The organism is Nakamurella aerolata, assembly GCF_013002705.1.
In the GTDB taxonomy this organism is placed as follows: domain Bacteria; phylum Actinomycetota; class Actinomycetes; order Mycobacteriales; family Nakamurellaceae; genus Nakamurella; species Nakamurella aerolata.
This window is the reverse complement of sequence record NZ_JABEND010000006.1, coordinates 61,350-86,935: the sequence shown is the minus strand read 5'-3', so window position 1 is coordinate 86,935 and position 25,586 is coordinate 61,350. Positions and strand designations below refer to the sequence as shown.

Genomic DNA, 25,586 nt, shown 5'->3' with positions numbered 1-25,586 from the left:
GAGCCGGCGCCGCTGCCCGCCCGGTGCCTCCGGTGCCCGCCCGGTGCCGCCGGTGCCCGGCCGGTGCCGCCGCTGGCCGCCGGGGATTCGCGCCGCGATTCAGCGGGGCCAGAACGACACGGTGAGCGCGGCGGCCCACAGCGCCAGCATCAGCCCGAGGCAGATGGCATTGACCAGCTTGTTGTCGCGCATCACCGCCGCGAACTCGCGCAGGGTGGCGCTGGGCAGGTAGTACGACGCGGTGTGTGCGCCGGTGACGCGCGCGTTCAGGCCGAGCGCACGGGTCAGCATGGCGGCGCGGAACACGTGGTAGCTGCTGGTCACCACCAGCACCCTGGCGTCCGGATCGGCCAGCAACTCGCGTGACAGCAGCAGGTTCGCCCTGGTGGTGCGGGACGCGGTTTCGGCGACGACGGTCTTCGGGTCGGCGCCGGCGCCGATCAGGTAGGCGCGCATCGCCTCGCCCTCGGGCAGCGGCTCGTCCGGCCCCTGGCCGCCGCTGGTGATGATCAACGGCGTCGGCGGCGAAAACCGTTGCTGCGCCTGCAATGCCCGGTTCAGTCTGCTGGCCAGCAGCGGTGGCACCTGCCCGTGAATCAGGCCGGCGCCGAGCACGATGATCGCCTCCGGCCGGCTCCGGCGCGGCAGAAACCGGTACATCCACGAGCACAGCAGAAACACCGAGAAGGCAAAGGCCACATAGCCGACCAGACCGAACAACAGCAGCACCGTCGCGGTCTGCACGGTGGCACCGACAGTGCTGCTGGCCTGCCTGCTGAACAGCAGCCCGAGAATCGGCACCAACGCCAGCAGTCCCAGCCCCGCGACCAGCGAGAGCAGATTGCCCGCCGTCCGGGATTCCTTGCGCCACATCACCATCCCGTTGGCGATCAGGAAGAACGTCAGCACCACATAGGTCAGCAGCAGCCCGAAGAATCCGATCGCCACCACGGCCCTGGCCAGTCCGGCCGCCGGCGAATTACCCAGCGCCAGCAGGCCGGCGACGGCGGCGACGCCCGCGCCGGCGAGGATCAGCACCCCGTTGCGGATGCGCCTGCCGTCGCGCCAGCTGAGCCAGACGCCGATGGCGGCCACCAGCGCGCCGATAGCGGCCACCACGATCAGGTAAGGCATACCGCCATTTCATCGCACCGCGGGCGCCCGGCACAGCCGGCGGCGCGTCGCGGCGACCTTTGCCGGCAAGGTGTCGACTTTCGTCTGGGGACGGCCGCCGGTACTGCGACTGCTGGCTGATCGACCGCCGGGACGATCACGCTTCGCTCGCACATATGTACGAGCACAGGTATGCTCGGGGCATGGAGGTGGCACTGCAGGGCTCCCTGTTCGATCAGGTGTCCGAGGTCGGGCTGCGCCCGCTCGGCGCCGCGGTGCGCCGGCGCGAGCTCACCGACGGCGCCTGGGTCGACCTGCGTCCCGGCTGGCTCACCGGCGCGGACGAGCTGTTCCACCGGCTGCTGCCCGGTGGCAGCGGCGGGGTCGATTGGCGCGCCGAGCGCCGGGAGATGTACGGCCGCGAGGTGCCGACGCCGCGGCTGCTGCGCTTCTACGACGCCGGTGAACGCTGGCCGGACCCGGTGCTGCCGCAGGCCCGCGACGCGCTCAGTGAGCACTACGCCGCCGAGTTGGGGGAGCCGTTCACCACCGCAGGCATGTGCCTGTACCGCGACGGTCGCGATTCGGTGGCCTGGCACGGCGATCGGATCGGGCGGTCCCGCTACCGCGACACCATGGTCGCCATCGTCTCGGTCGGCTCGCCCCGGATCCTGGCGCTGCGCCCGGCCGGCGGCGGTGCCTCGCTGCGGTTCACCCTCGGCCACGGCGATCTGATCGTGATGGGCGGCTCCTGCCAACGCACCTGGGAACACGCCATCCCCAAGACCAGCGCCGCGATCGGCCCGCGGATCAGCATTCAGTTCCGCCCGCACGACGTGCGCTGACCCGCGCCGCTGGCTGCACCCCGCTACCCATTGCACTGAAATGCTGTTTCGGCAATAGTGATCTTGGCGCCGATCCGGTGCTGCCGACCACTCCCAGCGCCGAACGGAGCCCACAATGATGTTGGCCGCCACCCATTCTCGCCGGCCCGGAGCGCACTCGCCGCACTCAGGACGGAACGCCCGCACGCGCCGGCTGCCGGCGACGCTGGTGCTCGGGATCGTCGCCGCCACCGCCGGCACCACTCTGCTGGGCGGTGCCGCTGCGCTGGCGACAGCGCCGCCGACGCCTGGCGTCGACAACCGTTCGCTGCCGGAAGGGCGGATTTTCTACACCAATCCCGGTACCGACCCGAACGCCCCGAACGCGGGATTCCCCGCGCTGTTCAACGGATCGACCACCCGCGCCGACGGCAGCCGCGCGTCCAGGTTCTTCGTCGGCTATGGCGTCGGTGTCGACGCCGTGGGCAAGAACGCCTCGGCACTGCAGATCTCCACCGACGACGGCGCCAGCTGGAAGCCGGCGGCGTTGCCGTCGAAGTTCGCCCAGGTGGTGAACGCGGTGCGGCTGGCCGACGCCGCCGGCACCATCGTGTCGATCGATTACGAACCGATTCAGGTGAGCCAGGGCGCCACCGGCCCGGCGGCGATCACCACCTTCCGGCGGTGGACCATCAACGCCAGCAACACCTGGGCCTCGGCGGGCAACGCAACGGTCAGCTTTCCCGGCTACCCGGCGCCGACCAGCCTGCGCATGCAGAAGGGCATCCTTCTGCTCGGCGACGGGAAGACGTTGGTGACCACGGTGTACGGCGCTGACTCCGGCGGGTCGTTCACCGCCGTGGTGCGCAGCACCGACGACGGCCTCAGCTGGACCCAAACGGCGCGGCTGGCCTACGGATCGCGGTACAGCGAGGCCAATCTCGCCCAGACCAGCGACGGCAAGCTCGCCACCTTCCTGCGTCAGGACACCACGATCGCCGGCGAGGACGAGTGGTTGCCCGACCTGCTGTACACAGCGTCGTCCACCGCTGACGGCTCCGGCACCTGGTCGGCCTCGGTACGGATGTCGTCGGACACCGGCAATTCGCCGAGCCTTGCGCTGCTCGGCAACGGCGCCGCGGTGATGGGATCGGGCCGGCCGGACAACGTGATCCGCTACAAGAACGACGGCACCGCCGGCTGGCAGGGCTGGACCGGCCGCACCAGCATCTACAGCAACCGACCCACCGGCGGCAGCGCCGGCGGCCGGTCGCTGGCGGCCGCCGGGTCGAGCAACACGCTGGCGCTGGCCCCGATCGACGGGCACCGGCTGCTGGCCGTCGGCGACAACTGCGCCAGCTGGGGTTGCCCCAGCACGGCGACCGGCTATCCGCACGGCCGCTCGCAGGCGCTGTGGAAGTCGACCCTCGAGGTGAACACCGCACAGTGGGGCGGGATCGACCTCGCCACCAAATTCCGGCGCGGCGAGATCGCTTTTGTGGGAAGCACTTTCGCCAGCTACGGCCGCGGCCGAACCTCGCTGGGGGCGTACGCCTTCGACGGTGACGTGCGCGCCGACTCGTCCGCTGTCACCAGCAACCGGAAGCTGACGCTGAGACTGGACCGCACCTACAACCTCACCGGGTTCGCCATCAACGCCCACCTCGCCGGCAACGCCGACATCGCGATCGAGACCTCCGTCGACGGCACCACCTGGACCAGCCCGACCCGCGGCACCAGGGCCGGAGCGCTGCGACCGCTGAGCAGCCCCACCACCGCCAGGTACGTGCGGTTCAGCGATCCGAACCTTGCCGTCTCGGACGGCTCAGCATTTCTGAACGAGCTGCAGATCTATTCCACCGCAAACGGTTTCGAAGCAAACGTGCTCGGCCAGGTGCCGGCCGGCGACGGCGTGATCGCGGCGACCACCCGCAAGGTCACGGTGATCGACTCCGCGGCGGTGTCGGGTTGGGCCGATCCGATCTCGTCCCGCTTCCTCGAGCTGTACGACGACGATCCCAACGGGGTGGCGCGCATCCAGTGGAACCACGGCACCTCGACCTCGGCCACCTACAGCTTCAAGACCAGGGCTGTCGGCACCGGCACCAAGACCTTGCTGTTCAGCCTGTTGGGCACCAACAGTGCCGGTGCCACCGTCACCCCGTACCACTTCGCCCTGGACGCGGCCTCGCGGAACCTGTCGGTGTACTCGTACGCCACGGGTACCTGGAAGGTGGTCGGGCAGCTGCCGGCGGCGAACTCGTGGACCTGGAAAAGCATCTCGGTGCAGGCCGGCCCGACCGCGGCGACGCTCAGCGCGAACGGCCAGACCATCGGTACCGTCGCGCCGTCCCAGCCGTTCAGCCGGCTCACCGGTAATCAGCTCGGTTCCGGTGGCACCGCCAACGACGCGGACCTGTGGTACTTCGACGATGTGGAGTACCTGCGGCCGTAACCGGCCGCGCCGCCCGGACCCGGCAGAGCCGGCCGGCCCTGAACGGTCAGCCGGGCCGGCCGGTCCTGAACGGTCAGCCGGGCCGGCCCGCCTGATAGTGCGCGATGGCCTGGTCGGCGGTCAGCGCGCGGGGATAGATCGCCACGTCGTCGACCAGCCCGTTGAACGAGGTGGTGAGCGGGTCCGCCCGCCAGCCACCGAGGTTGTCGTAGCCGATACGCCAATAGCCGCCGTAGTTCTGCGTCTCGCCCGGCGGGCCGCTGATCACCTTGCCGTCCACCACCAGCCGCGTTCCGGCGGCGTCCCTAGCGGCGACGACGTGGTGCCAGTTCCCGTCATTGAAGGTGCCGGCGGTGACGAGCATGGTCGGCCCCCACGGGCCGACCCCGAAGAAGAGCCGCCCGCCGGAGAGGTACACCACCCTGTCGTAGAGGCCGCTGGCCCCTTCCGCGCTGCCGCCGAAGCCGATCAGCCGGCCACCGCTCGCGGTGGTTTTCATCCACAGCTCAAGGGTGAATTCCCGCGGCCCTGGATCGGGCCGGAAGGTGGTGAGGGTCTGCGTGCTCAGCGGGGCGGAAAGGTTCAGGGCACCGCCGCCGGGCTCCCGGCCGGCGCCCTGCGCCACCGTGACGCCGTACGACCGGGTCGGCGACTGCCCGGTGGAATCCTTTGCCGGATCAGTGGTTTCGGCCTCGTAGAAGGCCAGCGGCTGATCGGCGAGCACCACGTCGCGGTACGGCGGTGCCGCCGCCGAGGTGAAGCTGGCGCCGCGGCTGGTGGTGTCCGAGAACATCGCGTGAGCCGGCGCGATGGCGACCGCCGCGGTGGCCAGCAGCGCGGTCACGGTGGCCGTTCCGGCGGCAGCGCCGGCGATACCGCGGTGCCGGCCGCGCCGACCCCGGCCCGGCGTCCGCGGGTGCGAATCGGGCCGGGTTGCATCGGGGTTGGGTGTGTCGGGATGGTGTGTCCCAGGGCCGGCTGCATCATGATCGGCGGCATCGCGATCGGTTGCCTCGCGATCAGCCGAATCGCGCTGCCCGGATCCCGGTGTGCCGGAAGGGCTTTCGCCGGCCGGCGTCGATGGCGTCCCGGAGCGGGCGAACCGACCGAAGGCCAGTGCGATCAGCCCGGCGACGCCGAGCCCGGTGACCAGCAACGGCAACCAGGCCCGTTCCCGGAGCCAGACGATCGGCGCGCCGATGAACGGCACCCGCAGGGTGCCGACGCCGCGCACCGACTCCCGCGGGATCGGGGTGGAGTCGACCTTGGCGTTGGCGTCGCCCTTGAGGATGATCTCGCCGGACGGTTGCTGGCTGTCGATGCGGTGCAAGCGGAGCTTGCCGCGCTGGTCCGGGTCGTCGACCAGCAGCACCTGACCGGGGCGCAGTTGCCTGCCGTCAGGGTCTTGACTGACGACCACGTCACCGACCTGAATGGCCGGTCGCATCGAACCGGTGACCACCGTGGTGGGGGTCCATCCCAGCAGCATCGGCGCGGTGGCCCAGAAGGCCAGCCCGAGGATGCCGAACAGCAGGATGCGTGCCGCCACAACGGTGATCAGCCGAGGCCAGCTCCCGATCACCGGCTCTGTGCCTCCCAGACGAAGTCGGTCTTGGCGGTGGCGGCCTGGGTGCTGTTCGGGGCATCGGCGGAGAACGTGTAACCGATGGTGTAGGCCCGGCTCTCGCCCGGGTTCCCGGCCGGCTGCCAACTGCCGAGGCCGGTGCCGAAGTTCTTGGCGGTGGCGGCCAGTTCGGTCAGCGACCCGCTGAAGATCGAGGTGCCGGCGGCTTCGCACCTGGCGCCCTCGGCGATGGTCAGGTTCAGGTGGTCACCCAACTGCTTGGTGGACGCGGTGTTCGCGGCGTACACCTTGACCGCGGCCGGCACGGCGCCCTCCGAGGTGACCGTGATGCACTTGCTGCCGCTCAGGCCGGGACGCAGGTTCTCGACGGTGAACAGCGCAGCGCCGTTGTCGTCGTCGCGCAGCAGCACGGTGCCGGTGGCCCAGTTGTTGACGGTGTTGTCGGTGGTGGCGCTGAATGCCGCGTACGACGACTGGGCGACCAGCAGTCCGCTGACGACCAGCGCGGCCGGGATGGCCGACCAGGTGGCGATGGCGACGGTACGACGGGAGGGCTGGCGCTTCATGGTGGTGGTGGTTCCTTCCGCAAGGGTGACGGGGCGAGGGATGGGGCCGGCCCCTGTCGGGCCGTTGCGCTCTCCGTGGCGCTGGAAGAAACCTTACAACCAAGTAGCTCGACAAACAAGCTACTGCAGAAACAAGTGACGAGGGTAACTAGCTACTCTACTGAGGGGATACAGCGGCGGCCCCCGATCGGGTGATCGGAGGCCGCTGCGGCTGGAATCGCTACTGGGCGTTGATGTTTGGTCCTGGGATGTTTGGGCCTGGCGCGCTACCGTCCTGGCGGTGGCACCACCCGGAACTTGTCCCACGGCAGACCCGACGCCATCTCGCGAGTGACATCCGGCGACCAGTCGGCGGTCGTGGAGTCCTCGAGGTAGATCTTGCTCGACCCCGAGTTGTCGACGACGTACATGCCGTAGGTCTGCAGTGCCCTGGCGATCACGCCGGCGCACGTCAAGGAGTCAGGGGGCGAGCGTCGAGCTGTCCAGCGCGGTGGTGAACCTGGAGACGAAGTTGCCGATGCTCTTGGTCTGCCGTGCCGAGGTCTGCCCGAGCGCGAGCTGGGTGGCCTCGGCATAGCGGGCGATGATGCGTTCCATCAGCTGGCGCCCCTCGTCGGTGAGCTCCAGCAAGATGCTGCGGCGATCGGTCGGGTGCGGTGCCCTGGCGACGTAGCCGGCGTCGACCATCCGGTCGATCAGGGCGGTGGCCGAACCGGTGGTGATGTAGAGGTTGCCGGCCAGTGCCTTCGGGGTGGCGGTGCCGGCGGCGTTGTCGATGTATCCGAGCGCGCTGAACTCGTGCAGGCTCATCCCCAGTTCTTTCGCGAGGGTGGCCCGCATTCGCTCGTTGGCCATGTTGAGCTGGGCGAGCTGGTCGATCAGCTCTGCGGTCTCGGTGGGGACGGCGTCGGACGGGCCGAGAAAGCGCGATACCGGCGGACCGTTGCGGTCGGTGCCGGGCGGGGGGACGGAGTTCGGCATGCGTCGACCCTATCACCAGATAGCTCGTTTATCAAGCTGATCGTTTTCCGAGGGAATAGCTCCGGCATGCGTCAGCGGCGTCGCCGGTGCCGGCCCGCTCGGCCCCGCCCGGCGTCGTTCGGCGTCAGCGGCGCGGAATCTCCATGTGCTGGTAATCCTTCGGGCTGGTCCAGCTGCCGCCCCACCGGAACCCGAGCCCGGTGAACGTCCGCACCACATCGTCGCCGGCGACGATCATCCCCGGCCGCACGTCGGTGCGGTCGGTGAACTGTTTGCCGGCGGTGGGCAGCACCGTTGTGCCTTTGACGTAAGGGTTTTCGATGGTGTTGATGTCGATCGCCTCGCCGTAGGAGTGGATCGAGAAGTTGCCTTGCTGTCCGGTGATCGGCCGGCAGTTGAACGCCGAGGTGTTGTCGGCGGCCATCGACGCGTCGTCGGAGCCGCCGTACTTCTCGATCAGCTCCATGCGCCGGATCGGGAAGCGGTGATTGAACATCGCTGTGAAGGCGCGCACCGTGTCGGCCGCGATCGACGAGTTCACCATCAGCCGGCCGCCGTCGTGCGGCTTGCCGTCGAAGCCCCAATAGTTCATCTCGATGATCCGTAGCTTGTCGATCGGAACGGGGCAACCGGCCTTCCATGAGACGCCGATCATCGACGCCGCGGTGGCCGGGTCCACCCGCAGCACCCTGGCCTTGAAGTAGGTGCGTACGGCGGGCTCGGCAGGTCGCGCCGCCGACTCGGGTACCGACGCCGGCGACGGCGTGCTGGGAGGGGCGAGCACCCCGGTCGCGGCCAGCGCCACCGCAAGGGCGGTGGCGAGCAGTCGTCCTGGCATGCGGACAGCCTGGCACTGTTGGCCGGAGCGGGCCACTGCCCGGCCCGATTTGTCGTCGGCGCGCATGCTTGGATGAGCACGTGAGCACTCCCGAGCCGCAGCGTCCGCTCCCACCCCGCGCCTCGTCCCCCGACAGCTCCGCCACCGGCGGTTACGGTCCGAGCGAGAGCATTGCCGACACCGGCATGTTCCGACGTTTCGTCGCCGAGGAGGCCGAGCTGCAAGAGGTTCGGTCCAGCACCAAGGCCCGGCTCTGGGTGTTGCTCGGCCTCGTGCTGATCGTCGTCATCGCTGTGGTGGTGTGGCTGCTGGTGCGCTGACGGCGCGCCGCTGTGACCGGGCCGCGGACGGGCTGCCCGTGGCCTTGCGGCCCCACGGGGTACGCCCGCACAGCGTGCACAGCAGGTCGAAGCCGACGGCAAGGCCCGCGACACTGGCGCCCAGGTGCAGCCAGTTGGTGTTGTTCATGACGTCGATCGGGTCGCGTCCGGCGAACCGCGGGAAGTCGAACCACCACGGATCGCCGGCCAGGGCGGAAAAGCCAACGGCGACAACGAACATCGTCAGATAGGTGCGGGCGCGCAGCCCGAAGCCCTGCCACAGCCCGGTCGGTCGCCGGTCGAGCCCGCGCACCACCATGCGCGCCACCCCGATGGAGGTGGCGAAGTATGCGACCAGCGACAGGTGAACGAAATCCACCTGTCGGCGGGCCAGCAGATCGACCAGTCCGATCACCACGCCGACCGCGGCGACCAGCTGAATGGCGACCGCGGTGCGCGCCGACGCCGCGGTGCGCCGCATCGGATATCGCTGGATGAGGAACCCCGCGATGCCGAGCCAGTACAGCGCGACCACGGCGTACAGGTGCGGCAGTCGCAACACGGCGTCCCAGGCCCACCCGGCCAGCACCCCCACCACGGTGAAGAACTTGTCCATCTGCGGTCTCCTCTCGGTACGCGGTCCCCGCGGTCCGTGAACGGCGCGGTCAGTGAACGGCGCGGTCAGTGAACGGCGCGGTCAGTGAACGGCGCGGTAGGTAGGGCGCGGGAACCGGCTTGGCACACCGTGCCGGTACGCCGTACCAGCGCACTGTACCGGCGCACCGTACTAGTACGGCGTGCCGGTGTCGAGTAGGCTGAGCGAGTGACCGCAGCTGCCGAGCCGCCTCAGGCAATGCTCCGCGAGCCGGAGCAAGGCCAGAGCGATCGCCGAGAACAGATCCTTCAAGCGGCATCTGACCTGATGAGACAGGGTGGCCCTACAGCGGCGAGCGTGCGGGCGGTCGCCGCCAAGGCGGGTATCGGGGCCAGCACCCTTCGTCACTACTTCCCGACCCAGCAGGCGCTCTCGGACGCGGTCTACCGACACCGATTCCACCTCCAGGTGGACGACAGGGGCATCGCCGACACCGCGCGTCCGGCCGCCGAGCGGCTCACCGAGTGCCTGCAGCAATTCATGCCGTCCGGCCCCGACGAGATGCCGGTGCTGCGGGCCTGGGTCGCCATGTATCACACGGCGGTCAATGTCGACACCGGCCTGGAGAGCCCGCTCCGCGTGCTGACGCGGGAGAGTGACGCCCGGATCGAGCGCTGGCTGCAGACCCTGCGGGACCAGGGGACACCAGTGCCCTCCGGGCCGGACAGCGTCGCAAGGCTGACCTCAACGATCGACGGCGTCTGCCTCGGCATCCTCAACCCCGGCTCACCCATCGACCTCGAACAGGCCAACCGGCTGCTGCGGATCGAGGTGGACGCGCTGCTCGCCGCCGGCAGCGCCGGCGCGGGCTGAGGCCTCGCGGGCGCGGTCTGAGCGCGGCGGCGGGGTTCTCCGGCCAGCCGATGCGGTTCCGGTGCGGGTCCGGTGCGATATCGACGTCCCGAGTCGGGCGCGGGTCGTCGGGCGGGGGTCAGAGCACCGAGCCCGGCTCCACCCTTGCGCCGCGCTCGACGTCACCGTCGATCCGACAGTCCCGTCCCACCAGGGTGATCAGGTCGGGGTCGAGCCGGTCGCTGCCGCGGTGCTTGCGTCCGACGGTCGCGTTGCCGCCGAGCCGGGTGCCGTCGTCGATCACGGACCAGTGCACCCGCGCGCCGCTGTCCACCGTGACGCCGGAGTTCAGCACGCTGTCGGCGACGACGGCGCCGGCCGCCACCGTCACCCCCGGCCCCAGCACGCTGTTGGTGACGGTGCCGTGGACAACGCACCCGGGGCTGAGCAGGCTGCCGGAGATCTTGGCGCCACCATGCACCTGGGCCGGCAGCAGCTGGGGCTGGTTGGTGCGGATCGGCCAGTCGCTGTCGTTGAAGATGTCGAGGTCTTCCTGCAGCAGGTCGTGATGGGCGGCCAGGTAGGTTTCCGGCCGGCCCAGATCGCGCCAGTACCCCGGCAGCTTGTAGCTGAACACCTTGCCGCGCTTGAGCAATGCCGGAATGAGCCGATCGCCGAAGTCGCCAAGACCCTCGGGATCCGGTTCCGGGCGCCCGGCCAGGTCGCGGTGCAGCTCTTCCAAGGTCTGCAGCAGCGGCTCCGGCGAGTAGCAGAACACCTCGGTGGCGATGGTTCCGGTGCGCGGCTTCTCCGGCTTGTAGGCGAACTTGGTCACCTTGCCGGACTTGTTGCTCTGCACGGTGGCGTGGTTGTGGGCCTCGTCGATGCCGATCTGGGTGGTGACGATGGTGCAGTCGGCGTCGTTGGCCAGGTGCTGGGCGACCACGTCGCGGTAGTCGAGGCTGTAGACGTGGTCGGAGGACAGCACCAGCACCACGTCTGGGTCGTGCTCGCGGATCCGATCCCGTTGCGCGAAAAGGTCTTCGGCGTTGCCGGAGGCGAATCCGTCCTCGGCGGGTGCGCCGCCGCCCTCCTGGGGCATCAGCAGTTGGAAACCACCGTGGTGCCGGTCGAGGTCCCATGGTTTGCCGCCGGCCACCAGCTCGGCCAGCGGCTGGCCGAGATACTGCACCGACAGCCACACGTCCTCGACCCCGGAGTTGCGCAGGTTCGACAACGGGAAGTCGATCAGGTGGTAGGTGCCGGCGAACGGCAGCGCCGGCTTCGGACGCTCCCTGGTCAGCACGTCAAGTCGGCTGCCCTTGCCGCCCGCCTGAATCAACGCCAGAATCCGCGGCCGCGAAGATCGTTTCATGGGGCCATGGTGCCGATCGGGCCGCCGGTTCGCCAGGAAATGACCACGATATGGCGCGCCGCGCTTGGCGTTTCGCGACAAAGCATCCAGAACGGACGGGATTCGTCACCGCCTGTCGGCCCCCGGCCTGTCGACTCGCGGCAGACCATCGCAACGGTTGGCCGACTTGTCAGCTTCGTCCTTGTCAGCTTCGTCGTCATCCGAACGACGCCGGCCGCGGCGAGCTGCCCTCCCGTCGGCCCCGGTCGGCCGCCCGGGTGAGTGCCGCGAACGCTGCCGCCAGCAGTGCCACCAGCACCGCGACCCCGGCCAGCACCCAGCCCAGCGCGCCCGCATACGTGCCGGCGAAGCCTGGCTGCCCGGCCGCTGCCCGCTCGGCCTGCGCGGCCGGCAGCCGCAGGTGCAGCAGCGCGGTCAACGCGGCGGCGAAGCCGGCGACCGCGAGTGCCTCACTACCGATCCGGAAGAGGTTCAGCACCCCGGCCGCCGTCCCGCTCCGCTCGGCCGGAACGAACTCCAACGCCCGGCCGTCCACCACGCCGAGCGGAAGCCCAAAACTCAAGCCCGCCAACACCATCGGCAGCAGCGACCAGCCGATACCGACGCCAGGGCGCACCGTCAGCAGGCCGACGGCGCCGAGCACGCCGCAGCCCAGCGCCAGCGCCGCGACCCGTTCCGGCGTCGGCCAGCCGGAGCGCCGCATCCAGCCGTGCACCGCCGCGGGCGCCACCAGCACCGGCACCGTCATCACCAGCATCACCAAACCGGCCGTCGTTGTGCGCAGGCCGTGCACGGCCTGCAATGCCGTCGGCAGGTACGTCAGCACCGAAACGAAGCTCACCGCCCCAGCCACCGGCACCAGCGTCATGGCGGCGAAACCCGGGTGCCGCAGCGCCGAAAAGTCAAGCAGCGCACCCACTTTGCGCTTCGCACCGGCGGACGGCAAGGCGCCGGAACCGACCAGTGCCACCGCCAGCACACCGGCGTGCACCGCGAAAACCCCACGCCAGCCGAGCCACCCGACCAGCAGGCCGGACAGTGCCGGCCCGGCCGCCAGTCCCAGCCCGTTGACGGTGCCGAACGCCGCGAACGCCCTGGCCCTCGCCGGCCCCGAATAGGCGTGGGACAGGATCGCCGCCGCCCCGGTGAGCACCGCCGCCGCGCCGATCCCGGCCAGCGTCCTGGCGGCGTCCAGCCAGAGCAAACTGTCGGGCAGCGTGCTGCCGACCGCGCCGACCAGCGCCAGCGCGATGCCCGCGCGGAATGCGGTGCGGTAGCCGATGCGGTCGCTGACGGCTCCCCAGATGACGGTGAAGATCGCGAACGAGACGTTGAACCCGTTGACGATCCACTGCAGCCGCCCTGATGCGCTGCCGAGATCGATGGCGATGGCCGGCAGCGCGACGGCGGTACCAGCGATGGAGAGCGGGATGACGAACTGCGCCAACAGGATCAGCGGCAACGCTGCCCGGGACGGGGTGGGCTGCTGGGTGGGTGCTGTGACGGTCACGGGTGCGCTCCTCGCCGGTCCCGTGCGCCGGCGGGCGCGCCGACGCCAGGTACTGGTTGAATCGAAGGTACGTAGACATTCGTACCTAAGCAGTCGGCGAGGTTCGATTCAAGTGGTACCTTGAGAAAAGTCGAGAAGATCGCCGGCAACAGCGATGCGACCGGCGTGACCGGCACCCGGTGTGAACGGCGCCGGGACCGGCGCCGACATGGACGATCGATGCGAACGACACGAAGTGAGGCAGCGCCGATGCCCGATGCCGAGGGTCACCCGGAACGCTCGGAGATCGAGCTCGGCGCGGTGCTGAGCGCCCTGGCCGACCCGTTGCGCCGCACCGTGATCCGTGAGCTACTGCGCGCCGAGGACGACGTGGAGCGCACCTGCACCAGCTTCGGGCTCTGGGAGTCGAAATCGACAAGGACGCACCACTTCCGGGTGCTCAGACAGGCCGGGCTGGTGCGCCAGGTCGACCGCGGGAACATGCGCGGCGTCACCCTGCGCCGGGCCGACCTGGCCGCGCGCTTTCCCGGGCTGCTCGAGCTGATCGCCGGCGAGCGGTAGCGCCGGACCGCGACCCAGTCGGACCGCGCCGCGCCGGACCGCGCGGCGCCGGACCGCAGTCCGGCCGCGACCCAGCGTGACCGCGGCCGAACCGCGGCTCAGCGGATCGGCGTCACCCAGATCGGTGTGCTGGTCGGCTGCGGTGAGCCGCCCGCCGGTTCCACGGTGAGCGCGATCGCGGTGTCGGCGGTGGTGAGGCCGGTGACGACGGGCGCCGCGGTGCCGTTGCCGGCAACGCTGACCAGTCCGGCCGGGCGCGGGGAGTCGCCCGTCATGATCCACAGCTGGTAGCTGCGGTCGCTGGGCAACGCGGCCAGCCCGGACAGGTCGACGGTCGCCGCCCCGCACGAGGTGGCCGACAGCACCGTCCCGGTGCCGGTGGCCGCCCGGTGCTCGCTGCGATCGGTCGCGGTGCGGACACACGCCGCGGCCTGTTCGGTGGCGTCCGGCGACGGCTGCCGCAGCACCGCGGTGAGCCCGCCGGCGACGGCCAGCGCGACCACCGCGGCGGCCAGCCAGCTGACCGGCCGGCGGTACCAGGGTCGCCGCAGCGGCACAACGGTGGAGTCAGCGGTGCCAGCAGTGTCGGCGGAATCGGCGGTGTGCGTGGAATCAGCGGAGTTGCCACCGCGGCCGGACCCACCGGTGGCGTCCGGCTCGGCAGTTCCGGGCTCAGCAGTTCCGAGCTCGGCAGTGTCGGGCGCCGCTGTTCCGGGCTCGGCTGTTCCGGGTGTTCCCGTCGGCGCGGGGGCGAGCGGCGGGAACTGCCTCGTTGTCGCCGGGATGGCCAGCACCCGTTCGCGCAGGCTGGCCGGTGGACGCTCGGCTGCGAGCTCGGCCACCATGGCAAGGGTGGCGCGGAACTCGGCCAGCTCACGGGCGCAGCTGTCGCACTCGTCCAGGTGCTCGCGGAACTCGGCGCGCTCGTCGTCCGGCAGGGCGTGCAGGGCGTGGGCACCAACGGCCAGGTGCACGTCCGGGGTGGTCATGCCGTCACCCGCAGACAGTCGCGCAGCCGGATCAGCCCGTCCCGCATGCGGGTTTTCACGGTGCCGAGCGGCACCGACAACAGTCGCGCCACCTCCGGGTAGGTGTAGCCGCTGAAGTACGCCAGCTGAATCGATTCCTGCTGGATCTCGGTGAGGGTGGCGAGACATCGCCGCACCGCGGCGCGCTCCAGCGACGACTCCACCTGTTCGACGACGGTGTCCACCTCGCGCTCGGTCGACCTGGCGTGCACCTTCTGCTCCCGGTCGCGGGCGGCCTGCAGCGACCGCACCCGGTCCACCGCCCTGCCGTGGGTCAGTTGCAGGATCCAGCCGGCCGCGGTGCCGCGGCTCGGGTCGAACCTGCTGGCGCGCTGCCAGATCTCGGTGAACACCTCTTGGGCGACTTCCTCGGCCAGTCCCGGATCGCGGATGATCCGGTGGGCGAGGCCGTACACCCTGGCGGCGAAGGTGTTGAACAGCCGCTCGAACGCTGTCTTGTCGCCTCGTGCGGTGGCCCGCAGCAGCTCGGCGGCGACCGTGGCCGCATCGCCGGGTGCGGCAGGCTCGCGCGGCACCGCGCGCAGATGGTGCGGTTCGGTCACGGCTGACCTCCTTCTACCGGCGTTCAACCAGCGATCTCCGCGGTGTTGGACCACCGTAGTTCGGCGCCCGCGCCGCTGCGGATGGGCCACGCTGGCGGCAGGCTCGGGCGTTGCTCCGCGAGACGGAGCATTGCCAGAGGCGGCCGCGACCATGCCACCCGATCGGCCGCGCCGGTCCGGGTAAAACTCAATTTCATCAGCATGCCCATTGACGGGGTAACGAAGTGGGAACAACACTGCGAAGTGGGTTCCGTTTCACGCACCCGGAGTCGTTGAGTGAGGGGCCCGGAGGTGCGGATGTCGGGATGGATGGTGCGCCGCAGCACCGCACGGCTGCGACTGCTGCTCGGCATCACCGCACTCGGGCTGATCAGCACCGCCATGCTCGCCGGCATCGTCGCGCTGTCCGAGCGGTCCACCGCCACCGCCGTGCACGGATATCTGCAGCAGGCGCAACCGGCCGCGCAGACCAAACAGTTCCTCACCACGCTCGATCCGGCGTTCGCCCAGCAGGATGCCGCCGCGCACAGCCTGATCGACCAGCGGCTGCCCGGCATCGATCACCAGGTCTTCACCAGGGTGAAATCGCTGCCGTACACGGTGGGCGGCTACTCCGTCCGGCTCGGCAGCTACGGCTCCAACCCGGCCGCCGACCTCGCCGCGCTGCCGGCCGACCTGCGCAGCGGACGCTGGCCGCGGCCCACCAGCAGCGGTGTGACCGAGGTGGCGGTGCCGGCCGGGCTGGCAACCGAGCGCGGCTTCCGGCTCGGGCAGCGGCTCACCGCGGAGGGCAACTTCTCCAAACGTGAGCTGGCCGTCACCGGCACCTACACCCAACGGCCCAGCGCGTTCTGGCAGTACGACGTGACGCCGGTCAGCGGTGCCCTCACCGTCGACGGGTCGCCCACTCTGCTGGTCGCCAACTCGGTGCTCACCAGCCGGCAAGGCTCGGCGGTGGCGATCTGGTCGATCCGGGTTGACCCGCAGGCGCTGCGCCCTGACCAACTGCGCGCCCTGTCGGACGGGCTCACCCGGCTGTCGGCACAGTTGCCGACCGACCCGAAGATCAACAGGGACGGCACCCTGCAGGCCGGCGACCTCGACCGCTCGGCGCGGGCGCTGCTGACCGGGGTGCAGGCCGCCCAGGTGCCGCGGCCGCTGCCGCTGCTGCTGGTGGCGGCGTTCACCGTCGTGATGCTGGCCCAGCTTGGACGGCTGCTCACCGACGACCGGCGCAGCGAGACCGCGCTGCTCAAGGCCAGAGGCCTTTCGGCTCGCCGGCTGACCTGGTGGGCGGCGGTCGAGGCGGGGTTGGCGGCGCTGCCGGGGGTGCTGCTGGCGGCCGGGTTGCTGGCACTGCTGGACGGCTGGACGTCATGGACGCTGCCGATCGGTGCCGCCGTGGCGGCCGCTGCCGTGGTGGCCGCCGCGGTCCCGGCCTGGCGGGACGGCGCCGCCGTGCTGGTGCGCAGCCGGCTGGACGACTCCGGACGCCAGCACAACGTCCTCGCGCTCGGTGGCGCGCTGGCGCTGGTAGCGGTGACGGCGTTCGCCTGGTGGCGTTTCGACCGCGGCGGAGCGTCGACCGACAACGCCGATCCGGTGCTGTTCGTGGCGCCGGCGCTGGTGCTGATCACCCTCGCGGTGTTGGCGCTGCTGCTCTACAACGCCGGCACCGGGCTGGCGGCGCGCTGGGCCGGGCTGCGCAGCCGACGGCTCGGCGGCGTGCTGCCGCTGCGCAACCTGGCCCGGCGCCGAGCGGTGTACTCGGCTGTGGTGCTGATCAGCGTGCTTGCCGTCGGCGGTGTCACCGTCGCCGCGGTGTACGACCGGACCGCCGCCGGGCAACTGTCCACCACGGCCAAGCTGCAGAACGGCCCGCCGGTGCGGGTGCAGACGCCCGACCGCAGCCCGCAGCCGCCGGAACTGCTCACCGAACCCGGCCCGCAGAATCCGGTGGCCGGGTACTCGTCCATCGCCGGCGTGCAGACCGCAGTCCCGGCGCTGCGGCTGGACACCCAGGCCGGTGACGAGCCGGTCACCGTCATCGGGGTGCCGGCCGGCCAACTCGCACAGCTGCTGCCCGACACCCCTGCCCTCGACCCGCGGCGCGCCGCCGCCGCGCTGGCGTCCACCGGCGCCGACGCCGGGCCCGCGCTGCCCGCCGGCAGCGGCGCCGGCCTGCGCATCGCCGGCCAGCTGTCCGCGCAACCCGTCGAGCCCGCCAGCGGCTGCCCGAACGCCGCCGCCGGCGTGCCGATCGAGCTGCGCTTCGGCGGCTACCTGATGCTGCCCGACGGTGCGCTGGCCGCGCTGCCGCTGGGGAAGGCGACCGCGCGGCTCGGCAGCGTCATCGACCTCGACATCCCCACCCGGCTGCCGGCGCTGCCAACGGGGGCGCGCCTGGTGGCGCTGGACGTCTCGGTCGGCAGCGTCGCCGCCGCCGTCGACCTGCGCGCCGCCCTGACGCTGTCGCTGGACGGAGCGTCGCCGGACGGAGCGCCGGTGGCCGGAGCTGCCGGCGCCCGGCTGGACACCGCCGGCTGGACCGTCCCCGACATTCCCAGCGCCGACGGCACCCGCTTCACCACCGGCCAGGCCGCCGAGTCCAGCTCATCCCAGGACGGCCAGGGGCTGAACGTCCCGGCCGGAGCGCTCACCTTCGCCGGCACCAAAGAAGGAATGGTGCCGGACAGCTGTGTGGTGCGGGCCCCGGTCAGCCTGCGGATGATGCCGCCGGTCGACACGTTGCCGGCCGTCGCGTCGGCCCAGTTGGCCGACCGGCTCAGGGCCACCGGCGGGTCGGCGCTCAGCCTGCGCTACACCAGCGCCGACCTGAGCCTGCGGCTGGTGACCGCACCGGTGAGCGCGGCGTCCGGGCGGGACGGTGTCGCCGAGCGCATCCCCGGCCTGCCAGGGCTGGCGGTGCTCACCGATCTGCCGGCGCTGCAGTTGGTGCTGCTGGCCGGCTATGACGCGCCGCCGGCCACCAACGAGGTGTGGATCGCCGGGTCGGACCCGGCCGCGCTGCTGGCGCCGGTCAGCCGCGTCGCCGGCGCCAGCGGCATCGTCAGCATCGCCCAGCCGGAGCTGGCCGAGCTGCTGCTGCGACCGGCGGTGCTCGGGCTCTGGGGCGGCACCGCTGGCGCCCTGCTGCTCAGCGTGCTGACTCTCGGGTTGGCGCTGGCGACGTTCGCCAGAAGCCGCCGCGGCGAGTTCGCGGTGCTGCGCACGATGGGCGTCAGCGGGTCGGGTCAGGCCGGGATGCGCGCCCGAGAACTGTTGGCCGCCACCGGTTCCGGGTGGTTGCTTGGCGTCGCGGTTGGGCTGCTCAGCGCCTGGCTGGTGGTGCCCGGCCTGGTCCGGCGGGCGGTGGCCGAACCCGCGGACGCCCCGACGGCGCCGGTACTGGGGATGCAACTCAGCGGCTGGCTGTTGCTGCTGGCGGTGCAGCTGGTGCTGCTCGCCGCGCTGATCACGGTGAACGTGATCGGGGTGCGCCGGCGCGGTGATCACGCCGACCCGCGGCAGGTGAGCGCATGACGTTCGGATTGGGGCGCCTGCAATGGCGGCAGCTGCGCCGTGACGTCGGCCCGCTGTTGTTGCTGTGGGCGATGACGGTGCTGCTGGCCGGGATCGCCACCGCGGCTCCCGCCGCCGGCAAGCTGGTGGCGCTGCGCGACCTGCGGGCCAGCAGCGAACAGTTGGCGCCGTCCCTGCGGGACCTGGTGCAGCGGGCCCAGGGCGCGTTGCCGGCCGGGTCGGCGCCGGCCCCTGCGGTCGCCGCGACCGGGTTGCCGGCGGACGCGGCACCGATGTTCGGCGCGACGGCGGTCCGGCTGCAGGCCGTCAGGGCGTCATTCCCCACGCAGGTGCAGCAGTTGACGTCGCCGGCCCGGTTCGTGCAGGTCTCCGTCAGCGCGTTGGCGCTCACGGCGCCCTCCGACGTCGGCGCGCAGCTGGCCGGGGTGCCGACGCTGAACCCGTGGCTGCGGCAGCAGACCACGCTGGTGGCCGGGCAATGGCCGCAGGCCCCGGTGGCCGGGGGTGCGGTGCCGGTCGTCGTCGGCAAAACGGCGGCCGACGCGGCGAAGTGGCCGGTCGGGCAGGTGCGGGAGATCGCCGGCAGCTCCGGTGCCGTCAAGGTGCAGTTGACCGGCATCGTCGACTACCGCGCCGACGACGAGCACTTCAGCCAGATGGAACGAAACGTCCTTGGCCCCAACATCTTTGACGACGGCAACTCGCCGCGCCGGGTGGGCGTGCAGGTGTTCACCAGCGCGGCGGGCTGGCCGCGGCTGATGGGCGAGTCCGGCGCCGCCCCGGCCGGCGGGGACGGGCCGCGGCCGCTGTCGGTGCGCACCGTGCTGTGGTACCCGCTGCTGGTCGACAAGATGGGCAGCACCGGGCAACCCGGCCTTGCCGACCCGGTGTCGCTGGCCGCCGCCTTCCGGTCGGTCGCCACCCAGCAGTTCCCGTTGCAGGACGATGCGCCGGCGGGGCGGTTGGCAGCGGTCAAGCTGACCACCGACCTGCCGGAGACGCTCGACGAGGTGGCCGCCCGCACGTCGTCGGCGGCCGCGGTGCAGACGCTGGCCGCCCTCGGACCGTTGGGTGCCGCCCTCGGGGTGATGGTGCTCGGCATGCAGGCGCTGCTGCGCCGGCGGATGCCGACGGTGCGGTTGTTGCTCTCGCGCGGGGCGTCCGGTGGTCAGATCCGCCGATCGCTGCTGCTGCAGGGTGCGCTGATCGGACTGCTCGGCGCGGTGCCGGTGATGCTGGCGGTGCAGCTGGTCAGCGGGGTGTGGCTGAGTTGGCCGTGGCTGCTGGCCGGGGTCGGCTGCGGGCTGCTGCCTGCGGTGCTGCCGGCGGTGGCGGTGTCCACCAAGCAGCAGCGTTCGGTGCGGGAGGAGGCGGTCTCGCTCGGCGGGCGTCGCCGGGTGCTGTGGGAAGCCGCGCTGGTGGCGCTGGCCGCGTTGTCGCTGCAACTGTTGCTGGCCGGCGGCAGCGACGGTGCCGGTGCCGACCTGCTGTCCGCCGCCGCGCCTGTGCTGCTGACCCTGGCCGCCTGCGTGCTGGTGATCCGGCTGTACCCGCTGCCGCTGCGGGCCCTGGTGGTGGCGCTGCGGCGACGGCGCGGCGCCGTCGGATTTCTGGGGGCGGTGCGCTCGGTGCGGGAGCCGTTGATCGGCGCCCCGCTGGTGATCGCCACCGTGATCAGCGCAGCGGTGGCGATGTTCTCGCTGGTGACCCTGTCGACGGTGAGCACCGGCATCACCGACCAGGCGCAGCGTGCCGTCGGTGCCGACCTGTCGGTTTCCGGCCGCTGGATGCTGCCGGATCTGGTGGACCAGGCGGGCCGGACGCCCGGTGTCGCGGCCGTCGCTGCGGTCGGTCAGGGCCCGGCGCTGACGGTGCGGGCCAACGGCACCGGGCCGGCGACGACGCTCACCACCACCTACGCCGATACCGCGCAGCTCGGCCGGATCCAGCAGGGCATCCCCGGCCTCGCGCCGGTCCCGGCCGGCATGGCGACGGTGGAGTCGACAAAGACCGGCACCTTCGGGTCGATCTCGGGCGGCGGAGCGACCGTGCTGACCGACGTCCCCGTCATGCTCGCCGACGCCACCTACCAGCGGCTGGGCCGGCCGGCGACGCTGACCGTCAACGACACCACGCTGCGGGTGGTCGGCACCAGCCGGTACCCGCCGGTGAACACCACCTCGGCCGACTGGGTGCTGTTCGACCGGACGCCGCTGCGCGCGCTGACCAAGGCGGCGTTGCCGACCCAGCTGTTGGTGTCGCTGCGGCCGGGCGCCGACCAGGACAAGGTGCGGGCCGAGCTGACCGCGGTGTTGGGGCCCGGCCTGCAGTTCACCACTCCTGCGGCCAAGCGCGCCGAGCTGAGCTCGGCCCCGACCATCGCCGGCATGCAGGGCATGCTGATCGCGGCGACGGTTGCCGCGGTGACGCTGATGGTGCTGGCGCTGCTGGTGACGGTGGTCGCGGTGACCGGGCTGCGCAACCGGCTGATCGCGGTGCTGCAGATGTTGGGGATGAACCAGCGACAGGTGGCCGTGCTGACCGCATGGGAGCAGGCGCCGGCGGCCGCGACGGCGCTGCTGGCCGGCGGCGGCGTCGGGGTGCTGCTGGCGATGCTGGTGCGGGCGGTGGCGAACCTGAAGTCGTTCACCGGGGCGATGTTCCAGCCCGATCTGGTGGTGCCGGGCGGTCCGGTCACCGTGCTGGTGGCGGGTTTCGTGCTGTTGCTGGTGGTGGCGCTGGTCGGATCGGCTGTCTCTGCCGCCAGGGTGTCGGTTGTCGAACTGCTGCGGACGGAGGAATCGTGAGCACAGGCGCCGGAAGAGTCGCGGCGGCCGCCGAGCCGGGCGTCGGGGTGGTGCACTGCGTCGACCTGGTCAGGGTGTACGTCACCGAAGGGGTGGAAGTGCAAGCCCTGCAAGGTTTGTCGCTCGAGGTGTACGACGGTGAGCTGACCGCGATCGTCGGCGCGTCCGGGTCGGGCAAGTCGACCCTGCTGTCGGTGCTGTCCGGGGTGGACCAGCCGACCGCGGGCGTGGCGGTGGTCGCCGGTCACAACCTGGTCGGCATGACCCGCTCGCAGCGGGTGGAGTACCAGCGCGGCGCCGTCGGGTTCGTCACCCAGCAGACGGCGCGGAACCTGCTGCCGTACCTCACCGCTGAGGAGAACATCGCGATCGTGCTGGCGGTGGCCGGCCGCAAGAAGCACCGGCGGCGGATCGCCGAGCTGCTGGAGCTGACCGGCGCCGCCGACCAGGCCGGCAAGCTGCCCGGCGAGATGTCCGGCGGCCAGCAGCAGCGGGTGGCGATTGCGGTGGCGCTGGCCAACGAGCCGCATGTGCTGCTCGCCGATGAGCCCACCGGGGAGCTGGATGAGGCCGCGACCGTGCACGTGCTGGAGACCATGCGCTACGTGAACGAGCAGACCGGCACCACAACGCTGATCGTCACGCACGACGCGTCGGTCAGCGAGCACGTGCGCAGGACGGTGCAGATCCGGGACGGCCGGATCGCGGCGGAGACGTTGCGGCGCACCGAGATCGGTGCGGACGGGCAGCCGTCCGTCACCGCGGAGAACTTCGCGGTGCTGGATCGGGTGGGACGCATGCAATTGCCGCCGGAGTCGATCCGCGGGCTGGGCCTGCGTGACCGGGTGCGGCTGCTGCAGTCGCCGGAGCAGGTCAGCATCCGGCCGGGCCCGCACGGCCGGGTCGGCGGTGGCGCCGGCGCGATGCCGAGTCCACGCGAGACGGGTGCGGCGCCGGGTCGGCGCGGCCGGCATGCCGCCGACGACGATCCGCCGGCTGCCGCCGAGCAGCCGGACAACAGTGGGGAGATCTTCCGATGAGCACTCCGATGAATACTCCGATGACAACTCCGAGGACAACTCCGGGGACAACGCAGCCCGGGCCGCTGCTGCAGGCCGAGCAGCTCACCAGGGTGTTCGGCACCCCGTCCGGCGATCTGGTGGCGAACAACCGCATCGACCTGGCTGTCGCGCCCGGCGAGCTGGTCGCTGTTGTCGGACCGTCCGGGGCTGGCAAGTCGACCCTGTTGAACCTGCTGGCCGGGCTGGACCGACCGACGTCCGGCACGGTGCGGGTGGCCGGGGTGGACATCACCAACGCCGGCGCCAACGAGCTGGCCAGGGTGCGCCGGGAGTACATCGGCTACGTCTTTCAGGCGTTCGGCCTGCTGCCGATGCTGTCCGCCGCCGAGAACATCGAGATCCCGTTGCGGTTGCTGCGGATGGCGCCGGACGAGCGGACCGCGCGGATCGACGAGGTGCTGGCCGAGGTCGGCCTCACCGGGCACGGCAAGCAGCGCCCGAACGAGCTGTCCGGCGGGCAGCAGCAGCGGGTGGCGCTGGCCCGGGCGCTGGTGGCCCGTCCGGCGCTGCTGCTGGCCGACGAGCCGACAGGGCAGCTGGACAGCGCCACCGCCGAGACCATCCTTGAGCTGATAGGCGAGCTGGTGCACCAGCATCGGGTGGCCGCCGTCGTCACCACTCACGACGAGTCGCTGATGGCGCTGGCCGACCGGGTGCTGCTGATCGGCGACGGCGTGGCCAGCCCGCTCAGCAAGGGCCCCGGCGACACCTTCGGCATCGGCACCCTCGCCGCCCCGATGCACTCGGTGGTGGAGTACGTGCCCTGATCCGGGCCGAAATTGTCCGACGGGCTCTCTGGCGCGGCGCGCTCTGGCAATGCTCCGTCTCGCGGAGCATTGCCAGAGTCGCCCCCGAAAGTGCCCCTGACCTGCGGTGATCGCCCCGGGGCTTGACGGGGAGTGGTTAGTCCGAGGCGAGCTCGCGCTTGAGAATCTTGCCGGTCGCGGTCTTGGGCAGGGCCGGGATCACCGTCACCTGGCGCGGGTACTTGTACGCGGCGAGCCGGTCCTTCACCCACTGGGACAGCTCGGCGGGTTCGGCGGACGCGCCCTCGGCCAGCACCACGAACGCGGCCACCTCCTCGCCGAGGGTGTCGTGCGGGACGCCGACGACGGCTGCCTCGGCCACCGCTGGATGCTCGTACAGCACCTCTTCGATCTCGCGCGGGTAGATGTTCAGGCCGCCGCGCAGGATCATGTCCTTCTTGCGATCCACGATGAAGAAGTAGCCGTCCTCGTCGCGGCGGGCCAGGTCGCCGCTGTGGAACCAGCCGGCGCGCATCGCCACCGCGGTGTCGTCGGGTTTGTTCCAGTAGCCGCGCATGATGTTGTCGCCGCGAATCACGATCTCGCCGATCTCGCCCTGCGGCACCTCGGCGTCGTTCTCGTCGAACACCGCCATCTCGACACCGCGGATCGCGGTGCCGATCGAACCCGGCTTGCGCTCGGCGTCCGGATGGTTGAACGAGGCCACCGGCGAGGTTTCGGACAGCCCGTAGCCCTCGAGGATCATCGCCGAGAAGCGCTCCTCGAACTTCCGCAGCACCTCCACCGGCAGCGACGCGCCGCCGGACACGCACACCCGCAGGCTGGAAAGGTCAGCGGACGGGGCGTGCGCGGCCGCCGCGAGCATCGCGGAGTACATGGTCGGCACCCCCTCGAACACGGTGACCTGGTCCCGGCCGATCACCTCGAGGGCCTTGGCCGGGTCGAACCGGGGGATCAGCGTCAGGGTCGAGCCGGAGGCTACCGAGGCGTTCAGCGCGGCCGTCATCCCGAAGACGTGGAACAGCGGCAGGCAGCCCATCACCACGTCGTCCGGTCCGAGCCGCAGCAGCGTCTCGGTGGTCGTCTGTTGGTTGCGGTTCAGGTTGAAATGGGTCAGCTCGGCGCCCTTGGGGCTGCCGGTGGTGCCAGAGGTGTACAGGATGACGGCGGTGTCGTCGTCGGCCCGGTCCGCCACCTCGGCCAGCGGCGGTGCCCCGGCCACCTGCAGGATCGGCCCGAGCGCGATGGTGTCAGCGCCGTCGATCGGGACGAACGGGACGCCAACCGCTTCGGCGGCGCCGGCGGCCTCGGTGGTGACGGACGGCATCGCGAACAGCATCGACGCCCCGGAGTCACGCAGGTAGTACTCGATCTCCCGGGTCTTGAACAGCGGATTCATCGGCACCACGATGGCCCCAGCCCGCAGCGCTCCGTAGTAGATCACCGCGAACGCGGGGACATTCGGCAGCATCAGCGCGAGCCGGTCGCCCGGCTGGATCCCCTGGCTCTTCAGGTAACCGGCGACCGCGGTGGCGGCCTTGTCCAGTTGCGCATAACTGAGCCGGTGTTCATCGAGAATCAGCGCCGGCTGCTCGGGCAGCCGAGCGGCGGTGGACACCAGATTGTTGGCCAGGTTCGTCATGGCGCTCCTTTGCGCAGGTTGGACGGCTTACCGAACGATACCGGCCATTGTCGCAAAGTCCTTTAGGTAAAGCTAGAGGCGGCTTCCGCCAGCCGCTGCAGCGACACCGCCATCGACCTGCCCATCCGGCGTGGATAGCCGAGCAGTGCCAGTACCGGCGCGGCCATCGCGGCACCCCAGTCGTAGCTGTGGATCACCAGGGTGGCGCGCCTGCCGTCCGGATCCTCGGTCGGCACCAGCTGATACCGCCAGACCTGACCGCCGATCACCCGCCGCCCGCGCCATCTGCCGAGGGTGCGCCAGGCGATGCTCTTGTCCGGGTCGAGCTCGATCACCTCGTTCACCGAGCGATAGCGCACTCGCGACTGGTGCATCTGCATGGTGAAGGTGTCGCCGAGGTGCAGCCGGTCCGGACCCCTGGCATTCCCGTCCACCATGCCGGACCCGTCCCACCGCTGGTGTTGATGCGGGTCGGCGAGCAGGTTGAACAGCGTCGCCGGGCTGGCGTCGATGGTGCGGGTGACGATGACGATGCGTTCGGCTCTTGCGGCTCGGCCCATCCGCTCAACCTACCGAGCG

The 25,586-nt window shown here is 71.2% G+C and carries 22 protein-coding genes; 9 read left to right on the top strand and 13 right to left on the bottom strand.

Annotated elements, in window-relative coordinates:
- Nucleotides 1-99: 99 nt before the first annotated feature.
- A complete protein-coding gene (locus HKD39_RS11730) occupies nt 100-1,134 on the bottom strand; it encodes a YdcF family protein (protein ID WP_171200071.1) in 1,035 nt (344 codons plus the stop codon).
- A 182-nt stretch (nt 1,135-1,316) separates the two neighbouring features.
- Between HKD39_RS11730 and HKD39_RS11725 the strand changes: the two genes are divergently transcribed.
- Both HKD39_RS11725 and HKD39_RS11720 read left to right on the top strand, forming a co-directional pair.
- Nucleotides 1,317-1,958 carry an alpha-ketoglutarate-dependent dioxygenase AlkB gene (locus tag HKD39_RS11725; protein WP_171200070.1) on the top strand — a complete coding sequence of 214 codons (642 nt, stop codon included), beginning with the start codon at nt 1,317-1,319 and terminating at the stop codon, nt 1,956-1,958.
- 115 nt (nt 1,959-2,073) lie between these two features.
- Nucleotides 2,074-4,392, top strand: a complete 2,319-nt coding sequence (locus HKD39_RS11720; RefSeq protein ID WP_171200069.1) for a hypothetical protein — start codon at nt 2,074-2,076, stop codon at nt 4,390-4,392.
- A gap of 73 nt (nt 4,393-4,465) precedes the next feature.
- On the opposite strand, the gene HKD39_RS20535 is transcribed toward HKD39_RS11720, so the two are convergent.
- The 5 genes from HKD39_RS20535 to HKD39_RS11695 form a co-directional block, all read right to left on the bottom strand.
- Nucleotides 4,466-5,974, bottom strand: a complete 1,509-nt coding sequence (locus HKD39_RS20535; RefSeq protein ID WP_171200068.1) for a LamG-like jellyroll fold domain-containing protein — start codon at nt 5,972-5,974, stop codon at nt 4,466-4,468.
- Complete coding sequence (locus HKD39_RS11710) at nt 5,971-6,543, bottom strand: hypothetical protein (RefSeq protein WP_171200067.1); 573 nt, start codon at nt 6,541-6,543, stop codon at nt 5,971-5,973. Before HKD39_RS11710 ends, HKD39_RS20535 begins: the two co-directional genes overlap by 4 nt.
- Nucleotides 6,544-6,809: 266 nt before the next feature.
- Entirely contained in the window at nt 6,810-6,983 is a 174-nt protein-coding gene (locus tag HKD39_RS11705; protein WP_212754465.1) for a hypothetical protein, read from the bottom strand.
- A 19-nt stretch (nt 6,984-7,002) separates the two neighbouring features.
- Nucleotides 7,003-7,524 (bottom strand): MarR family winged helix-turn-helix transcriptional regulator, encoded by a 522-nt coding sequence (locus HKD39_RS11700; protein WP_171200065.1) that lies wholly within the window; start codon nt 7,522-7,524, stop codon nt 7,003-7,005.
- A 124-nt stretch (nt 7,525-7,648) separates the two neighbouring features.
- Nucleotides 7,649-8,362 (bottom strand): M15 family metallopeptidase, encoded by a 714-nt coding sequence (locus tag HKD39_RS11695; RefSeq protein ID WP_171200064.1) that lies wholly within the window; start codon nt 8,360-8,362, stop codon nt 7,649-7,651.
- 80 nt (nt 8,363-8,442) lie between these two features.
- Between HKD39_RS11695 and HKD39_RS11690 the strand changes: the two genes are divergently transcribed.
- Complete coding sequence (locus HKD39_RS11690; RefSeq protein ID WP_171200063.1) at nt 8,443-8,682, top strand: hypothetical protein; 240 nt, start codon at nt 8,443-8,445, stop codon at nt 8,680-8,682.
- Here the strand turns inward: HKD39_RS11690 and HKD39_RS11685 are convergent.
- Nucleotides 8,648-9,298, bottom strand: a complete 651-nt coding sequence (locus HKD39_RS11685; RefSeq protein ID WP_171200062.1) for a hypothetical protein — start codon at nt 9,296-9,298, stop codon at nt 8,648-8,650. The genes HKD39_RS11690 and HKD39_RS11685 overlap by 35 nt on opposite strands.
- Nucleotides 9,299-9,535: 237 nt before the next feature.
- Here HKD39_RS11685 and HKD39_RS11680 point away from each other — a divergent pair, with 237 nt between their 5' ends.
- Nucleotides 9,536-10,150 (top strand): TetR/AcrR family transcriptional regulator, encoded by a 615-nt coding sequence (locus HKD39_RS11680; protein ID WP_281361904.1) that lies wholly within the window; start codon nt 9,536-9,538, stop codon nt 10,148-10,150.
- A gap of 118 nt (nt 10,151-10,268) precedes the next feature.
- Here the strand turns inward: HKD39_RS11680 and HKD39_RS11675 are convergent, their stop codons facing one another.
- Complete coding sequence (locus HKD39_RS11675) at nt 10,269-11,504, bottom strand: glucose-1-phosphate adenylyltransferase family protein (RefSeq protein ID WP_171200061.1); 1,236 nt, start codon at nt 11,502-11,504, stop codon at nt 10,269-10,271.
- A gap of 196 nt (nt 11,505-11,700) precedes the next feature.
- Complete coding sequence (locus HKD39_RS11670; RefSeq protein ID WP_212754464.1) at nt 11,701-13,014, bottom strand: MFS transporter; 1,314 nt, start codon at nt 13,012-13,014, stop codon at nt 11,701-11,703.
- A gap of 249 nt (nt 13,015-13,263) precedes the next feature.
- On the opposite strand from HKD39_RS11670, the gene HKD39_RS11665 reads away from it, so the two are divergent.
- Complete coding sequence (locus HKD39_RS11665; RefSeq protein WP_171200060.1) at nt 13,264-13,575, top strand: ArsR/SmtB family transcription factor; 312 nt, start codon at nt 13,264-13,266, stop codon at nt 13,573-13,575.
- Nucleotides 13,576-13,673: 98 nt separating this feature from the next.
- Here the strand turns inward: HKD39_RS11665 and HKD39_RS11660 are convergent, their stop codons facing one another.
- Together HKD39_RS11660 and sigK are read right to left on the bottom strand one after the other, a co-directional pair.
- Nucleotides 13,674-14,564 carry an anti-sigma factor gene (locus tag HKD39_RS11660; protein WP_171200059.1) on the bottom strand — a complete coding sequence of 297 codons (891 nt, stop codon included), beginning with the start codon at nt 14,562-14,564 and terminating at the stop codon, nt 13,674-13,676.
- Complete coding sequence (gene sigK / locus HKD39_RS11655; protein WP_425488447.1) at nt 14,561-15,166, bottom strand: ECF RNA polymerase sigma factor SigK; 606 nt, start codon at nt 15,164-15,166, stop codon at nt 14,561-14,563. Before sigK ends, HKD39_RS11660 begins: the two co-directional genes overlap by 4 nt.
- 297 nt (nt 15,167-15,463) lie before the next feature.
- On the opposite strand from sigK, the gene HKD39_RS11650 reads away from it, so the two are divergent.
- The 4 genes from HKD39_RS11650 to HKD39_RS11635 are packed head-to-tail and all read left to right on the top strand — an operon-like array spanning nt 15,464 to nt 23,365.
- Complete coding sequence (locus HKD39_RS11650) at nt 15,464-18,709, top strand: FtsX-like permease family protein (protein ID WP_171200057.1); 3,246 nt, start codon at nt 15,464-15,466, stop codon at nt 18,707-18,709.
- The gene (locus HKD39_RS11645; protein ID WP_171200056.1) at nt 18,706-21,516 is read left to right on the top strand and encodes an FtsX-like permease family protein; all 2,811 of its coding nucleotides are present in this window, start codon (nt 18,706-18,708) and stop codon (nt 21,514-21,516) included. The genes HKD39_RS11650 and HKD39_RS11645 overlap by 4 nt, the downstream gene beginning before the upstream one ends.
- Nucleotides 21,513-22,556, top strand: coding sequence for an ATP-binding cassette domain-containing protein (locus HKD39_RS11640; protein ID WP_171200055.1), 1,044 nt, complete (start codon nt 21,513-21,515; stop codon nt 22,554-22,556). Before HKD39_RS11645 ends, HKD39_RS11640 begins: the two co-directional genes overlap by 4 nt.
- A 20-nt stretch (nt 22,557-22,576) precedes the next feature.
- The gene (locus HKD39_RS11635; RefSeq protein WP_171200054.1) at nt 22,577-23,365 is read left to right on the top strand and encodes an ABC transporter ATP-binding protein; all 789 of its coding nucleotides are present in this window, start codon (nt 22,577-22,579) and stop codon (nt 23,363-23,365) included.
- A 136-nt stretch (nt 23,366-23,501) separates the two neighbouring features.
- On the opposite strand, the gene HKD39_RS11630 is transcribed toward HKD39_RS11635, so the two are convergent.
- Both HKD39_RS11630 and HKD39_RS11625 read right to left on the bottom strand, forming a co-directional pair.
- A complete protein-coding gene (locus tag HKD39_RS11630) occupies nt 23,502-25,007 on the bottom strand; it encodes a long-chain-fatty-acid--CoA ligase (RefSeq protein ID WP_171200053.1) in 1,506 nt (501 codons plus the stop codon).
- Nucleotides 25,008-25,069: 62 nt separating this feature from the next.
- Nucleotides 25,070-25,567 carry an SRPBCC family protein gene (locus HKD39_RS11625; RefSeq protein WP_171200052.1) on the bottom strand — a complete coding sequence of 166 codons (498 nt, stop codon included), beginning with the start codon at nt 25,565-25,567 and terminating at the stop codon, nt 25,070-25,072.
- Between the last annotated feature and the right edge of the window lie 19 nt (nt 25,568-25,586).

Excerpts from the sequence above, each read along its gene's own strand:
- HKD39_RS11730 (WP_171200071.1), bottom strand. The coding sequence starts at position 1,134 with ATGCCTTACCTGATCGTGGTGGCCGCTATCGGCGCGCTGGTGGCCGCC.
- HKD39_RS11725 (WP_171200070.1), top strand. The coding sequence starts at position 1,317 with ATGGAGGTGGCACTGCAGGGCTCCCTGTTCGATCAGGTGTCCGAGGTC.
- HKD39_RS11720 (WP_171200069.1), top strand. The coding sequence starts at position 2,074 with ATGATGTTGGCCGCCACCCATTCTCGCCGGCCCGGAGCGCACTCGCCG.
- HKD39_RS11710 (WP_171200067.1), bottom strand. The coding sequence starts at position 6,543 with ATGAAGCGCCAGCCCTCCCGTCGTACCGTCGCCATCGCCACCTGGTCG.
- HKD39_RS11700 (WP_171200065.1), bottom strand. The coding sequence starts at position 7,524 with ATGCCGAACTCCGTCCCCCCGCCCGGCACCGACCGCAACGGTCCGCCG.
- HKD39_RS11695 (WP_171200064.1), bottom strand. The coding sequence starts at position 8,362 with ATGCCAGGACGACTGCTCGCCACCGCCCTTGCGGTGGCGCTGGCCGCG.
- HKD39_RS11685 (WP_171200062.1), bottom strand. The coding sequence starts at position 9,298 with ATGGACAAGTTCTTCACCGTGGTGGGGGTGCTGGCCGGGTGGGCCTGG.
- HKD39_RS11680 (WP_281361904.1), top strand. The coding sequence starts at position 9,536 with ATGCTCCGCGAGCCGGAGCAAGGCCAGAGCGATCGCCGAGAACAGATC.
- HKD39_RS11675 (WP_171200061.1), bottom strand. The coding sequence starts at position 11,504 with ATGAAACGATCTTCGCGGCCGCGGATTCTGGCGTTGATTCAGGCGGGC.
- HKD39_RS11665 (WP_171200060.1), top strand. The coding sequence starts at position 13,264 with ATGCCCGATGCCGAGGGTCACCCGGAACGCTCGGAGATCGAGCTCGGC.
- HKD39_RS11660 (WP_171200059.1), bottom strand. The coding sequence starts at position 14,564 with ATGACCACCCCGGACGTGCACCTGGCCGTTGGTGCCCACGCCCTGCAC.
- HKD39_RS11650 (WP_171200057.1), top strand. The coding sequence starts at position 15,464 with ATGTCGGGATGGATGGTGCGCCGCAGCACCGCACGGCTGCGACTGCTG.
- HKD39_RS11645 (WP_171200056.1), top strand. The coding sequence starts at position 18,706 with ATGACGTTCGGATTGGGGCGCCTGCAATGGCGGCAGCTGCGCCGTGAC.
- HKD39_RS11635 (WP_171200054.1), top strand. The coding sequence starts at position 22,577 with ATGACAACTCCGAGGACAACTCCGGGGACAACGCAGCCCGGGCCGCTG.
- HKD39_RS11630 (WP_171200053.1), bottom strand. The coding sequence starts at position 25,007 with ATGACGAACCTGGCCAACAATCTGGTGTCCACCGCCGCTCGGCTGCCC.
- HKD39_RS11625 (WP_171200052.1), bottom strand. The coding sequence starts at position 25,567 with ATGGGCCGAGCCGCAAGAGCCGAACGCATCGTCATCGTCACCCGCACC.